Source organism: Sphingobacteriales bacterium, assembly GCA_016711285.1.
Taxonomy (GTDB): domain Bacteria; phylum Bacteroidota; class Bacteroidia; order Chitinophagales; family UBA2359; genus JADJTG01.
Genome location: JADJTG010000010.1, coordinates 12,181 through 26,355, shown reverse-complemented (window position 1 = coordinate 26,355; position 14,175 = coordinate 12,181). Strand labels below are relative to the sequence as shown.

The window sequence follows — 14,175 nt, the reverse complement described above, 5'->3', positions numbered from 1 at the left end:
TTTATGGCAGAATAAATACCGCGTAGCACATAAATGACAAAAAAATGACAATTATTCTTTAATTTTAAACCGATATTATCGTTTTTTTATTACGAACCAAAATAATATCGGCTAATACCTGCTTATATTTATTTTGTTGTAAATATTTGGTTTTCAATAAATTAATTCAATTCAATTTTATAATTCATCAACCGATTATGCGCTATTCTCATCGTTATTTCGTTGCTGTTTTGTTTTTTATCATCACCGTAGCGGCTTGTAATTCCTCCGACTCCTCCGGCTCCAAAACCCTCGACTCTGCTACGCAAGGCAACATTTCCATTGCTGCCGACGAATCCTTTGAGCCTTTGCTACACTCCGAAATTCGGGTGTTCGAGAGCATCTACAAATATGCACACCTCCGCTTGATGAGCGGCACTGAAAACGAAGCCATACAAGCCCTGCTCAACGACAGCGTGCGGCTGGCATTTGTGGGGCGCGATTTTAATGAGCAGGAAAAAGCCGCTTTCAAACAGCAAAGCCTCCTGCCGCGCTCCAACAAATTCGCCGTTGATGCCGTGTGCTTAATCGTCAATAAAAAAAACAACGACACCCTCCTTACGCTTGCCCAAATCGCCACCCTCTTGGACGGCAAAGCCCCGCGCTGGAGCGACCTCCAACACGGCGGACTTAAAGACTCGGTGCGCATAGTGCTTGACAATAACCACTCCAGTAATTTGCACTATTTGGAGCAGCGTTTTCAAATAGCCGCCGACAACAGCGCAGCCAAACGTATTTTTGCTGCTAAATCCAACAACGAAGTGATAGAATATGTGAAAAAAAATCCCGCTGCTATGGGCATTATCGGCTTAAGCTGGATTAGCGACAAAAGCGATACCATTATGCGCAGTTTCAACAAAGACATCGGCGTGGTGGCGGTGGCAGATATGGAAAAACCCTCCTACAACAAAGACGATTACCACCGCCCTTTCCAATACGAACTCCTGCAAGGCAACTACCCGCTCACTCGCGATATATATATTTTGAGCCGCGAAGCACGCGCCGGCTTGGGTACGGGTTTTTCTTCTTTTTTGCTCGGTGATAAAGGACAACGGGTAGTGCTGCAAGCCGGACTTTTACCGGTTACACAGCCCATTCGTGCCGTACAACTCAAAAATCAGGATATAGAAGTAGAGTAAATAAATCGGCGTGTTTTTTTTGTAAAATTGAGAATTTTATTAAAAAAATGCAATTTTACACACACACTTTAAACTTTCCTTTGCTGTTTTTATTCTTAAATCTAACTTTTTTATATTTTTGCGCTTATACCATCATTGCCATAATGAATAAAAAGGCATTTGTATTTTAAAAAAAACCAATTTTCAGTTTCATCTATTTTTTTTAAGAAAATGAGAAAATTCTTGAATTCTTTTGCTTGTATCATCACATTTTTAGTATTTGCCAATGCTCAGGCACAAACTTGGCAAGATGCAATGAAAATGCTGGATATGGAGCAATACACCAATGCCGGCAAAAATTTTGAAGCCGTAGCTGCCAAAGATCCTACCCCCGAAAATTTATACTATCTGGGATATTATCACCTCAAAATGTATCCTGTGGATTCCAACGAAACACATATTGCCACCGCCAAATCCAAATTTCAGGAAGGTATCACCAAAGACCCCAAGTTTCCTTTGAACTATGTGGGATTAGGTGCGGTAGCGATGCAGGAAATGAATAAAGATGAAGCCCATAAAAACTTTGATAAGGCGATTGCAATGACCAAATACAAAGACCCCGATGTGTTGTATCGTGTGGGCGAAGCGTATTTGATGTTTGATTACAAAGAACCCGACCAAGCGGCGATTGTGCTGGAAAAAGCCCTCGAAAAACACGCCAAACGCGGCGATATTCATTTGGTGACGGGCGATGCGTATCAGGCACTCGGCAATAGCGGCAAAGCCAACGGACACTACGATCAGGCTATTTTGCTCAATCCGCAATCGGCAAGAGCCTACATTCAGTCGGGTAAAATTTTAGTGCGTGCCAAAAACTATCAGGAAGCACTCAACCTGTACAAAAAAGGCATTGCCGCCGACCCCAATTATGCACCCGGCTACCGCGAACTCGGCGAATTGTATTATGCCGCCGGACAATACAGCGAAGCCGTTGCCAACTACAAAAAATACACCGGAATGGCAGATACAAGCCCAGAAGCACGCTACAAATATGCTGCTTTCTTGTTTTTGAATAAAGACTATGCCACCGCCCTCGATGAACTCACCAAACTCAAAGGCGAATTGAATTATCCGGCGATGTATCGCTTGCTGGGCTACTCTCACTACGAGTTGGGCAATTTTGACAAAGGAGTAGAAGAATTAGAAACCTTTTTCAAAAAATCCCCCAAAGAAAAAATCCTCTCGAGCGATTACGAATATTTGGGACGTTTGCAGCTCAAAGCAGGCAAAGATACCGCACAAGCCATCTCCAATTTAGTGAAAGTAGCCCAACAAGATACCGCTAAAGTGGGCATTTGGGAAGATTTGGGCAAAATGTATTTAGATAAAAAAGATTATACCAAAGCAGCCCAATATCTGAGCGATTATTTGAAAAACTCAAAAAATGCTTCTGCCGGTTCTTATGTGCGTTTGGGTCAAAGTTATTATTTTGCCAAAGACTACACCAAATCCGACAGCGTATTTGCCACACTCAACACCGTAAAACCTGACTATGCTTATGGTTTTTACTGGAAAGCCCGCACAACAGGCAAAGTTTCTGACCCTGAAAGCTACGCTTCAGTACCCGCCTACGAAAAATTGGTGGAGTTGGTGCTGGCGCAAAATGCAAGCAATGATTATAAAAAAGAATTAGTAGAAGCCTACGCTTATTTGGGCAGCTATCAACTCAATAAAATGAACGACCGCGCCAAAGCCGAAAGTTTGTGGAACGAAGGTTTGAAAATAGACCCTGCCAACAAAGCCATCAACGACAGGCTCACCGAATTGCGCAGTGGGCAGTAAAAAAAGATTACTAAATTATATTTAAAAATAAAAAGCCACGCTACCGCAGCGTGGCTTTTCTCTTTAACCATACATCAAAAAAATTCATTACTTAAATTACAAGCTGTAGGAGAAGGACTCGAACCTTCACAGGGAGATTGGCTTTGGCACAGAATGCGCGCATGGTGGTCAACCCCTTATATGCCTAGTTTATTTCTTTATCCCCACCCCCGAGACAGGAGGGCATGGCTGCCAGTTTCAACACCCTACAGTATAAAAAGAACGTTTATTGTTGTTTGTTCAACGAGTACAAAGTTAAGCTAATTGCTATGTTTTATGCAAATTTTTTTATAAAATTATTAAAAAATTGTATTTATTTTAAATAAATCATATTTTTATTGCCAAAAATACAATTTAAATGTTTTATGGAAGCTAAAAATTATGAATTTGATAATTTGGATTTAAAGATTTTATCGCTGTTGATAGAAAACGGCAATATGCCCTATACTGAAGTGGCGCAGCAGGTGCATACTTCGGGCGGCACGGTGCATGTGCGTATGCGAAAATTGGAAGAAATAGGAATCGTAAAAAAGATGCAGTTGGTGGTAGATTATCAAAAATTAGGCTATGATGTAACGGCTTATCTGGGAATTTATCTCAACAAAAGCTCTCAATATCGCGATGTGGTGCAAGGCTTAAACGAAATTCCAGAAATTGTGGAGTGCCATTATACCACCGGCAATTACAGTATGTTTGTGAAGGTGATTTGTCGCGATACTCGCCACCTGCGCGAAGTGCTGTCTGAAAAAATTCAAACCATAGAAGGCATACAACGCACCGAAACTCTGATTTCTTTGGAAAACAGTATCGACCGCCCCCTTAAATTTTGGGACGATTCTGCTACCTCCGCATTATGATACTCCGCACTTTTGTTGTACCTTTGCGTGCAATTTTTTTCGTTTTATATCTTTTCTTATAAAAAATCTTTTATCATTTATTCTATAACGACATGAGCAATATCAGCACTATTCATGCGCGACAAATATTGGATTCGCGCGGCAACCCTACCGTAGAGGTAGAAGTATATACCGAAGATGGCTCTATGGGGCGTGCCGCCGTGCCGTCGGGGGCTTCTACCGGTGCGCACGAAGCCGTAGAATTGCGCGATGGCGGCAAAGTCTATCTGGGCAAAGGCGTTTCCAAAGCTGTTGAACACGTCAATGACCTCATCGCCGATGAACTCGAGGGTGTAGAAGTGACCGAACAACAATATATTGATAATTTATTGCTCGACCTCGACGGCACGGACAATAAAAAGAAACTCGGAGCGAATGCAATTCTCGCCGTATCGCTGGCGGTAGCAAAAGCCGCCGCCGAAGATTGCGGGCAGTCGCTATATCGTTATGTGGGCGGCGTGCAGGCGCATACGCTCCCTATTCCGATGATGAACATCATCAATGGCGGCTCTCACGCCGACAACAGCCTTGATTTTCAGGAGTTTATGATTATGCCCGTAGGTGCAGATACTTTCGGCGAAGCTCTGCGCATGGGCGTTGAAACCTTTCATCACCTCAAAAAAGTATTACACGACAAAGGCTACTCCACCAATGTAGGCGACGAAGGCGGCTTTGCGCCCAATCTTTCTTCGCACGAGGAAGCCTTAGATACCATCATGCTCGCCATAGAAAAAGCGGGCTACAAAGCCGGCTCTGATATTATGCTGGCGTTAGATGTCGCTTCTACTGAGTTTTATGACGAAAAAACAGGGATTTACCATCTCAAAGATTCCAGTGGCAAAAAACTGAAAGCAGAAGAATTGGTACAATATTATGCGGATTTGCTCAAAAAATACCCGATTGTATCTATTGAAGACGGCTTGGCGGAAGATGATTGGAAAGGTTGGAATTTGCTTACTGCCACTTTGGGTAAAAAAATGCAGTTGGTGGGTGATGATTTGTTTGTAACCAATGTAAAACGCCTTCAAAAAGGAATAGAAGCCGGTATTGCCAATGCTATTTTGGTAAAAGTAAATCAAATCGGATCGCTCACCGAAACCATCGCCGCCGTAAATTTGGCTACCCGCAACTGCTACAATAGCGTAATGAGCCACCGCAGTGGTGAAACCGAAGACAGCACCATCGCCGACTTAGCCGTAGCCCTCAACACTGGACAAATAAAAACCGGCTCGGCTTCGCGCTCCGACCGTATCGCAAAATACAACCAGTTGCTGCGTATTGAAGAGGAATTGGACGATGTCGCCTATTATCCGGGCAAAAAATACCGCTTCTTTTAATTTTATTGAAAAATAAATAATACATACCCACAACGCTTTTTCGGATTTATATAAGAAAATACTTCATCGGTTTTCTTTGTTCCATATTCCGAAAAAGCGTTTTTTTATGCCATTCTTCAACCTTCAGCTTATTGATACGTTTGTATCTGAATTATATTGATTTTTCGTTTTTTATGCGTTTTTTTTATTATATCTTTCTATGGAATTTGGTGCTGTGTGGAGCAGCATCGTCATCTGATGTGCAGGCGCAAGTTGCCAAAAATACCGTAAGCGGCTATATACGCGATGCCGAAAGCGGCGAAACTCTCATCGGAGTGGCGGTATATGCGCCGCGCTACGCACAGGGCACCAGCAGCAATGCTTATGGCTTTTACAGCCTCACTTTGCCCGCCGACACCGTGACGCTGCGGGTGAGCTATATCGGCTACCAAACTTTTACTGAAAAAATAGATTTGCGAAAAGCCCAAACCCTGAATATCAATCTGCAACCCGAAAGTGCGGAATTGGAGGAGGTAGTGATAAAAGCGGATAATTATCAGGAGCAAGTGCGCTCTACGCAAATGAGCGTAAACAAACTCACGATGCAAGATGCCAAAATGCTGCCCGCGTTGTTTGGCGAAGTGGATATTATCAAAACGCTGCAACTCAAACCCGGTGTTACCAATGCCGGCGAAGGTTCTTCGGGCATTTATGTGCGCGGCGGCGGACCTGACCAAAATTTGGTGCTGCTTGATGAAGCGCAGGTATATAATCCTTCGCATTTGTTCGGATTTTTCAGTTCTTTTAATTCCGATGCCGTAAAAAGTGTGGAGTTGTTTAAGGGCGGATTTCCGGCAGAATACGGCGGCAAGCTGAGTTCGGTATTAGATGTAAAACTCAACGAAGGCAACGACAAACGCTGGGCAGGAAGCGGCGGTATCGGCTCGGTGGCTTCGCGCCTTACTTTGGAGGGACCTATTGTAAAAGGAAAATCTTCTTTTATTGTATCGGCTCGCCGCACTTATGTAGATTTGCTCACACGCGCCATCAATAAAGCCAACGAAGATAAAGAAAGTGAGGAAGATTATGTACCGATTCCGAATTATTATTTTTATGATTTGAACATCAAAACGCACTACGATTTCAGCCAAAAAGATAAATTGTATGCCAGTGCTTTTTTCAGCCGCGATGTATTTACTTTTGCTTTGCAGGATTTAAGATTTAAATTTTCGTGGGGCAACCGCGCTGCCACTTTGCGCTGGAATCATGTATTTAATCCAAAATTATTCCTCAATACTACGCTCACTTACTCCGGCTACGATTATGAAATAGATAATAAATTTGGTGATTTCAGTTTTTTGCTGGGGTCGGGTATTAAAGATGTAGCACTTAAAACCGACTTTTTATATGCTCCGAGTGCCAAGCATACCGTTAAATTCGGAGCTGTTGCCAATCATCGTATTTTTGATGTGTCGCGCTTGAGTACCGACAGCCCCAATGATGAATTTGAAGTGGATTTGGGCGAAACCTTAGAAGCTCAGGAATACGGCGTTTATATATCAGACGACATCGTGCTGAGTAGCCGCGTGCAACTCAATACCGGTTTGCGGCTTTCGGGTTTTTCCAGCGATAGCAAATTTTATAGCGGAGCAGAGCCGCGTTTTTCGCTGCGCTATTCGCTCTCCGAAAATGTGTCGTTCAAAGCCGCCTATACTCAAATGTATCAGTATGTGCATTTGGTGGCTAATTCGGCGGCTTCTTTGCCAACCGATGTGTGGTATCCCTCTACCCAAAAAGTAAAACCGCAAAACAGCCGACAAATAGGATTGGGCATTACATGGAAAATTAATGACCAGTGGCTTTTTACCAACGAACCTTATTATAAATGGCTCAATCAGCAAGTAGATTTTCGTGATGGCGCACAGTTGTTTGTCAATGAAAACTTGGAAGAAGAATTTGTTTTCGGAAAAGGCTACGCCTACGGCAATGAGATATATTTGGAGCGCACCGCCGGAAAATTGCGCGGTTGGGTGAGCTACACTTGGTCGCAGTCGTGGCGCGATTTTGAAGACATCAACGGTGGCAAGCGTTTTCACCCGCGCAACGACCGCACCCACGATCTTTCTGTGGTGGTGATGTACGAACTCAACAAACGCCTCACCTTCACCGGAACTTTTGTATATAATACCGGAACTGCCTACTCTTTGCCCACCGGACGCTACTATCTGCAAGACCCGCTCGCCGCCAACCCCGCCGGCTCTGATTATACTTTACCCATTTCGGTAGTACCTGTTTACGAAGGACGCAATACTTTCCGTTTGCCCGCCTATCATCGTATGGATTTGGGATTGGTATGGAAACAAAACACCAAAAAATTTCAATCGGATTTAACTTTCAGTGTTTATAATGCCTATAATCGCCGCAATCCGTATTTTATATTTTTCAAAGAAAAAACCCGTGAAGTAGAAGTAAACGGCGAAACCAAATTAGAAAGGGTCGGATTTACGCCCACGCAAGTTTCTTTATTTCCGATTATTCCGGCGGTTACTTATAATTTTAAATTTTAGAAACAGATTATTTTATAAAAAAATATAGTATAAAAAATTGATTTTCATTAGTTTATACCATAAACAAAAAAGCAGAGATGTAATTACTTTATGTCTCTGCTTTTTTGTGTTTTTATAAGAAAAATTCCGGCAATGCTATTAACGAAGCATACTGAATTATCAGTCCACCCAAAATGTAAATAGCAGCATATAGTTTTATTCAAATATTCTCTTGTCAAATGGAAATTTTTCAATTTTTGTTATTGATATTTTATTAAAGTCTTTGTGGTTAGGGTTGATAAGCAAATTAAAATCACCCTTTGTAACAACAGATGGTATTTTTAAAACACAATATTTATTTTCTGCCACGAAGTCATTCCCGATTTTTTGAGTAGAAATTGGATGCGGAAATTCCTTCCAATTCATTGGTAAGCCAGTTTCTGTTAATTCGTTTATTTCAATCTCGTCAGGAATATTTATTGTTATCATCATATAATCTTCCGGTAAAGTTGCCAGCGTAAAATGAACTGCAACTTCTGCCATCGCCAGCGACCTATTCTGAGCGGTATAAATCAACTCAACACCTATTGGATTCCATCTCGCTCCTTTAATAGCAGCTCCTTTTCCAGATAGCGGTGTCGCATATTTTTCCTGTGCAAGCCTAAATACTTCCATCTACACCAAAATTCCGTGACTGATTCGGGTTAATTCACTAATGACTAATTCTTTTCCATAAGAATCCTTCAATAATTCTATTGGTTTTAGATTTCCTAAAGCATAATTTGGAGTGTTTAACCATAGTTTTAGTTTTTCCATATTATCAAATACATCAAGTCCTGCTTTGGTAACTTCTGCCATTTCAATTATTTTTTCAGAATGTATTGGTTTGAAGCGATGATGTACAGCAGAATTTCTATACCTCTGCAATGATTTTGTCGAGATGTCAAGAAAATTAGCCCAATTGCTTTCAGAAAATGGGGTATAATCTTGAATTAAGTCAAATAATGAATACGGAATACCTACCCTGATAGACTTTATAATGAGCATTTTATCCTCTAAAAATTTCTCGTATGTAATTGGTTCACTGACTTCTATTTCACTTGATTTAAAAAAAACAACTATTTCTTCGTCAAGTTTTTCTTCATATTGTTTAATCATTGCTGCCATAATTAAAAAATTTTAGACATTTGTCTGTAAATATAAGACATATATCTTAACGAGTTAAATTTGTTTTTGTTGTGCAATCCAGAATTTTATAAAAATAGAGCCTTGGATTATGTCTTTAAACTTGTTCCTAAGCATCATACCCCGCAATACTGTACATGTTAATCTGTTGTTAATTTGTATTGGTTTTATTCTAAATGATTTTTGGGGTTGATACCTATATGACCGTTATTCCGTTTTTATACAAAAAAAACACCACTCCCCAATTCCTCTTTAAAATTTCCAGCGGATTTGTGCGCGTACATCATCGCGGGCAGAGCCGTTGATTTGGTTGTTGCCCGAGCTAATAACAGTGCGGTCGTCGAAGTCGGTGCGGGCATAGCGCAACCATATATCTAAATTGCGGAGCACTTTATAGCGCAGCACCGCATACCAGCGCGTGCCTCTGCCATAGTAGGGCGGCACGGAATAGCTGTACAGAACATCATTTTCGTAGGCGTAGATGCGGGTATTGTAAGTGGGCGTATCAAAAAAGGCATAGCGTGCTTTGATGGAGTATCTTTTGCCGAAAGGATGCCAGTCTATATCCTGAAACAGCAAATAGCCGTGTTCTTTTTCGGTGGAGGCGCGGTCGTAGCCGCTGATGGCGATACGGCTTTTGAGCGTGAGCGATTTATTGAGTTTGTACGCCACATTTACCCGAAAATTATCTATTGTTTCTTCTTCCAAATAGGTCATTTGTGCCCCTTCGAGCACTTGAGTAAGGCTGTTTACATTTTTTTGTTTGGTTTCGGATTTATAACGCACCTGAATTTCTAAAATTTTATTGGGTGCATAAGTGGCTTGCACCAATTGGTCGTAGCCGTAGGCGGGCGCATCGGAGTCGGAGCGCAGCCAGCGATTGCGAAACATATCAAAGTAGCCGTTGATGCGCCAGTTGCGAATGGGTGTAAAAGAAAATCCAATATAAGTGCCTTGCTCGCCCATACCGCCCACCGACTCGGCAAAAGGTGTGGCGTAAAAAGTGAAATAATCTTTGGATATATTGCGATACAACAAAGACATATCAAAAGAAGGGTGCAAACTCGCCATCATTCCGTTTACAAAGGCGGTGCCGCCTTTATCCGTCATTGCTGCCTCGCCGAAAAAGTGCACATTGCGCCACGTCCAGCGATAATCTACACTGCCGCCCAACAGAGCCTCACCTTTGAAACGGTACTGGCTATAAGTTTGTCCGTTACTCAAATCCAGATTTTCGTCAAAAGACGTGCGCAAACCCGAAGCTCCCACCTGAAATTGTCTGCCTTTGTAGCGCACATGTGCTGCTATATCGGTTTGTTGGAGCGCATTTTTATTATCTATATCCGTCAAGGTATTGTGCAAACCGTCTTCTACTATATTATACAGCACATCACCATCTTGAAATTCATCATCAATGATAATACCGTCATCATCAATGCGCACGGTATCCGATTTAGAGCCTCTGTCAATGGCTTTGCGCGAAGCCAATACCGTACATTCTATGTTTTTGAATTGAAAAGTGGCGGCAGCACCGCGCAAAAACTGATACTCTGCCACCGAAGTATAAGGGCGCAAGCGCGTTCCCTGCCGCGAAATGCGGATACTCTCTGCTGACTTCCCAAATGCCAAACCGCTCCACATCACCAAACCCTGCCCGAAGCGGGCTTCAAAATCGCCGAGTGCCAACTGCTGCATAATACCGTTTCCTTTTACAAAAAGGTGCGCTGAATAAAAATCAAAACCCTGCGACTGCGTACCTTGAAAAAACTCCTCTCCGGCATCTTTTTCTGCCGTTATACCGTAGCTGAGGCGGTTGGCGTATTGGTGGCGATAGCGAAAATAAATTTTGTCGGGGCTGCCGAGATAGGGAGCAGCGGGCGTGCCATCGGCGAGCGTGTCGGTTTTGCGGTAGCCCTCCTGCGTTTGCAAGGTACGCGACCAACGCAATATAAGCTGGTCATCGCCCTGATAGAGTTGGCGCAACAAAGGCACTTGGTAGTCGTCCAAATCGCCTTTCACTTTTATAAAAGGAAGTATTTTACGAATGGTGGGCAAATCCCAATTCGGAACGGCTTGCATTTCGTATTGGTTGATGAGTTCGCCGACCGTTTGGCGATATTGAACCAAACTATTGACCTGAAGGTCGTTGAGCAGGCGCGTTTCGCTGAGTTCTTCGGCGGTGGCGGTGTTGAGGTCTAAAGGAGCATTTTGCAATTCGTTCAGGTATTCCAGAATAGCATCATATTCCAAACCCTCTTCGCCCAACGATAAATCCTCAGCCAACAACTCAATAAAATCGGCAGGTGCAACATCTTCTTGGGCTTGCAGAGTGCAAGCTACACATAAGGCAAATATTAACAGTAAAAAACGGCTCATCATATACAACAAAAAAAGCGGATAATCTGTCGCTTCTAACAAAGATATTAAAAAGCATTAAATTTAGTATCTTTTAAGCGCAGAAAATTATCACCTTTTAAAAATTACCGATGGCATCTTCCAACATTTTTTTTACTTGTTTCAATTGCCGTATTTTTTGTTCAATATGTTCGATTTTTGATTGGAGGAGCGATTTTTTTTGTGCTGCCGACAAAATTTTGCTGTCCCACACCTGCATCAATTCTTTGATGTCGGTGAGCGAAAAACCGATGGCTTTAGCTTCCTGAATAAAAGCGAGTTTTTCTACCACACTGTCGGGGTAATATTTGTAATTGTTGCTGCTCACTTCTGTTTTGCGCTCGCCCCGCAACAAGCCGTATTGCTCGTAGTAGCGAATGGTATGGATAGGCACACCGCTTTCTTCTGCTATTTCGTGAATGAGTTTCATTTGTATGAACTGATAATAATATTTTCGCTGTTAAAGATGCCGATTTATAGGTAAAAAAATAGCTTTGAAAAAGATTTTATATAAAACTTCAATGATTCAGGCAACCTATAACACATCTTTTATCGTATCAATAAAAGAAGTATATAAAAACAAAAAACCAATTTATACATTTCGTTTAAGATGAAGTATAAGTTTGAAATGATTTTATTTTTCAAAACATAAAATATTGATATTCATTTGTTTTTTTACACTTTATCTATTATTAAAAAATAATAAAAATTTACGAATAATGATGATGAAAGCAAAAATTTTAGCCCTGATGTTGCTCTTGGGTATGGCGGCTTGCGACAACGACTACGAAAGCACGCATACAAAAATTTTTGAAGGAATGCGTCCTATCTATGCTTCCAATGATTCTTTGTATCTTATTTATACCGGAGCACCTGAAAACATCGTAAATTTAGGAAAAATTTATCAGAAAGGAAACACCCTATTTATCGGTGAAAAAAACAGAGGCGTACACGTCATTGACAACAGCGACCCCGCCCAACCGCAACGATTGGCTTTTATCCATATCAAAGCCAACCACGATATTGCCATCAAAGGCAATTATTTGTATGCCGACAACGCCAACGATTTGGTGTGTTTAGATGTGAGCAACTGGCAAAATCTTCAGGAAGTGAGCCGCGTAAAGGATTTGTATGCCCCCGAATCTACTGCTTTTCCCGAAAACTACCACGGATATTTTGAATGTGCCGACCCCGACAAAGGTGCTATTGTGGGCTGGGAAACTGCCACACTCACCAATCCGCAGTGTTTTCGTTAGTTTTTATCCTTTTTTGTTTTTAAAAACGCTTCATTTCTTTTCAACATTTTCTTAAAAAATCATGAAAACATTTCAATATTATATCATCGCCTGCTGGATAGGCATATCTATACTGTGCCTGAGTGCCTGCAACAAAGACAGCAGCGTGGAAATGACTACTGGAAAAGGCGGTTCTTTTGCGCGTTTTGCTATTGTAGGCGATTATTTATATGCCGTCAATTACAGCGATTTGAATATTTATAATATCAGCAATGCCGCCGCCCCGATTTTTGAACACAAAGTGACCGTGGCGCAAGCGGGCGAAACCATAGAAACCATTTTTGGCTACAAACAACATTTGTTTATAGGCTCTACACAAGGCATGCATATTTTTGACATCAATAATCCCACACAGCCCCAAAACAGCAGCACCTTTGAACACGCTCAAAGTTGTGACCCTGTGGTAGTAAATGATACTTTGGCTTTCATTACTTTGCGCGGCAGCAATGAATGTACTATGTATGTAGAGAGCGGTTTGTATATCGTAGATATTAGCAATCTTCAAGAAACCAAACTCATCTCGCATCTCGCTTTGAGTTCGCCTTACGGATTGGGCTACGATGAAGAAGTGCTTTTTGTATGTGGTGGCGATAATGGATTGTATGTATTTGATTATACCAACCCGAAAGAGTTGCAGCAAATAGCGCACTTGGAGGGTTTTAATGCTTATGATGTAATTCCTGACAACGGCATTTTGTTGGTGGTGGGCAGCGATGAGTTCAGGCAGTACGATTATACCGACCTTAGCAATATCCGTCTGCTTTCTGTTTTAAAATATGAAAAATAAACTACTCTATTGCTTACTGTGCTGGGTGGCAGGAAGTTTTTTTGGAACAACGACATACGCCCAACAACAAAACCCCGATACAACAACAAACGATACCATATTACCTTTGCGGTTGCCTCCCGCTTTGGTGGTCAAATATTCGTTGTTGAGTCTGTTTGAATTTCCGAACTATATACAGGCAGGCGTTGAATATCGCCTCACTCCACAGGTGTATCTGCAACACGAAGTGGGCTTTCCTTATATCATTAACTGGAGCAATGATTATTCGGAAGTTAATGACAGTTTGTATAGAAATCTGCGGGGTATTCGTTTTCGCACGGCATTGCTCAAATACGAACCTGCTTATCAAGACATCTACAGAGATGTGTTTTATTATTGGGGACCTGAAATATTTGTAAGGCACGAAATCTGGAACAGCCCCAGATGGGTACAACGCTACGGCGGCGTATATAACCAATTATTAGATGTGCGTTATGAAAAATGGGCGTATGGATTTAATTTATTAGTGGGGCAAAAAAGCAGATTTAGTATTTTTACGATTGACGTATTGGTGGGCGGCGGTGTAGCCATAAGAAAAAAAACAACCAATATTCCTGCTGATGCAAATATATTAGAGAGAGGTTTTTGGTCGTTTGTTTCTGACGAAGGACGGGTTTTTCCCAATGTGGTATTTGGGTTTAAGATGGGGATTTGCCTGAAATAAGTATTTTTTCACTCT

Annotated in this window: 12 protein-coding genes; 8 read left to right on the top strand and 4 right to left on the bottom strand. The window is 41.7% G+C overall.

Translation table 11 applies throughout. The annotated features are described in order from the left end of the window. Positions 1-197: 197 nt before the first annotated feature. From IPL35_05950 to IPL35_05930, 5 genes are all read left to right on the top strand, one after another. Positions 198-1,178, top strand: coding sequence for a substrate-binding domain-containing protein (locus IPL35_05950; protein MBK8442967.1), 981 nt, complete (start codon positions 198-200; stop codon positions 1,176-1,178). Positions 1,179-1,388: 210 nt separating this feature from the next. Next, positions 1,389-2,999 carry a tetratricopeptide repeat protein gene (locus tag IPL35_05945; GenBank protein MBK8442966.1) on the top strand — a complete coding sequence of 537 codons (1,611 nt, stop codon included), beginning with the start codon at positions 1,389-1,391 and terminating at the stop codon, positions 2,997-2,999. A gap of 404 nt (positions 3,000-3,403) precedes the next feature. Then, positions 3,404-3,895 (top strand): Lrp/AsnC ligand binding domain-containing protein, encoded by a 492-nt coding sequence (locus tag IPL35_05940; GenBank protein ID MBK8442965.1) that lies wholly within the window; start codon positions 3,404-3,406, stop codon positions 3,893-3,895. A 92-nt stretch (positions 3,896-3,987) separates the two neighbouring features. Continuing rightward, entirely contained in the window at positions 3,988-5,271 is a 1,284-nt protein-coding gene (gene eno / locus IPL35_05935) for a phosphopyruvate hydratase (GenBank protein MBK8442964.1), read from the top strand. A 173-nt stretch (positions 5,272-5,444) separates the two neighbouring features. Next, on the top strand, positions 5,445-7,817 hold the full coding sequence (locus IPL35_05930; protein MBK8442963.1) for a TonB-dependent receptor: 2,373 nt from the start codon (positions 5,445-5,447) through the stop codon (positions 7,815-7,817). Between the two features lie 195 nt (positions 7,818-8,012). Here the strand turns inward: IPL35_05930 and IPL35_05925 are convergent, their stop codons facing one another. The 4 genes from IPL35_05925 to IPL35_05910 form a co-directional block, all read right to left on the bottom strand. After that, a complete protein-coding gene (locus IPL35_05925) occupies positions 8,013-8,471 on the bottom strand; it encodes an RES family NAD+ phosphorylase (GenBank protein MBK8442962.1) in 459 nt (152 codons plus the stop codon). Beyond that, entirely contained in the window at positions 8,472-8,954 is a 483-nt protein-coding gene (locus tag IPL35_05920; GenBank protein ID MBK8442961.1) for a DUF2384 domain-containing protein, read from the bottom strand. 279 nt (positions 8,955-9,233) lie between these two features. Then, complete coding sequence (locus IPL35_05915) at positions 9,234-11,399, bottom strand: helix-hairpin-helix domain-containing protein (GenBank protein ID MBK8442960.1); 2,166 nt, start codon at positions 11,397-11,399, stop codon at positions 9,234-9,236. Positions 11,400-11,454: 55 nt separating this feature from the next. Continuing rightward, positions 11,455-11,805 carry a MerR family transcriptional regulator gene (locus tag IPL35_05910; protein ID MBK8442959.1) on the bottom strand — a complete coding sequence of 117 codons (351 nt, stop codon included), beginning with the start codon at positions 11,803-11,805 and terminating at the stop codon, positions 11,455-11,457. A 289-nt stretch (positions 11,806-12,094) separates the two neighbouring features. On the opposite strand from IPL35_05910, the gene IPL35_05905 reads away from it, so the two are divergent. The 3 genes from IPL35_05905 (at position 12,095) to IPL35_05895 (ending at position 14,160) form a co-directional block, all read left to right on the top strand. After that, positions 12,095-12,631, top strand: coding sequence for a hypothetical protein (locus IPL35_05905; GenBank protein MBK8442958.1), 537 nt, complete (start codon positions 12,095-12,097; stop codon positions 12,629-12,631). Between the two features lie 61 nt (positions 12,632-12,692). Next, a complete protein-coding gene (locus IPL35_05900) occupies positions 12,693-13,457 on the top strand; it encodes a hypothetical protein (GenBank protein MBK8442957.1) in 765 nt (254 codons plus the stop codon). Continuing rightward, positions 13,447-14,160, top strand: a complete 714-nt coding sequence (locus tag IPL35_05895; protein MBK8442956.1) for a hypothetical protein — start codon at positions 13,447-13,449, stop codon at positions 14,158-14,160. Before IPL35_05900 ends, IPL35_05895 begins: the two co-directional genes overlap by 11 nt. Positions 14,161-14,175 lie beyond the last annotated feature (15 nt).

Coding starts and splice junctions, on each gene's coding strand:
- IPL35_05950 (MBK8442967.1), top strand. CDS start 198: ATGCGCTATTCTCATCGTTATTTCGTTGCTGTTTTGTTTTTTATCATC.
- IPL35_05945 (MBK8442966.1), top strand. CDS start 1,389: ATGAGAAAATTCTTGAATTCTTTTGCTTGTATCATCACATTTTTAGTA.
- IPL35_05940 (MBK8442965.1), top strand. CDS start 3,404: ATGGAAGCTAAAAATTATGAATTTGATAATTTGGATTTAAAGATTTTA.
- eno (MBK8442964.1), top strand. CDS start 3,988: ATGAGCAATATCAGCACTATTCATGCGCGACAAATATTGGATTCGCGC.
- IPL35_05930 (MBK8442963.1), top strand. CDS start 5,445: ATGCGTTTTTTTTATTATATCTTTCTATGGAATTTGGTGCTGTGTGGA.
- IPL35_05925 (MBK8442962.1), bottom strand. CDS start 8,471: ATGGAAGTATTTAGGCTTGCACAGGAAAAATATGCGACACCGCTATCT.
- IPL35_05920 (MBK8442961.1), bottom strand. CDS start 8,954: ATGATTAAACAATATGAAGAAAAACTTGACGAAGAAATAGTTGTTTTT.
- IPL35_05910 (MBK8442959.1), bottom strand. CDS start 11,805: ATGAAACTCATTCACGAAATAGCAGAAGAAAGCGGTGTGCCTATCCAT.
- IPL35_05905 (MBK8442958.1), top strand. CDS start 12,095: ATGATGATGAAAGCAAAAATTTTAGCCCTGATGTTGCTCTTGGGTATG.
- IPL35_05900 (MBK8442957.1), top strand. CDS start 12,693: ATGAAAACATTTCAATATTATATCATCGCCTGCTGGATAGGCATATCT.
- IPL35_05895 (MBK8442956.1), top strand. CDS start 13,447: ATGAAAAATAAACTACTCTATTGCTTACTGTGCTGGGTGGCAGGAAGT.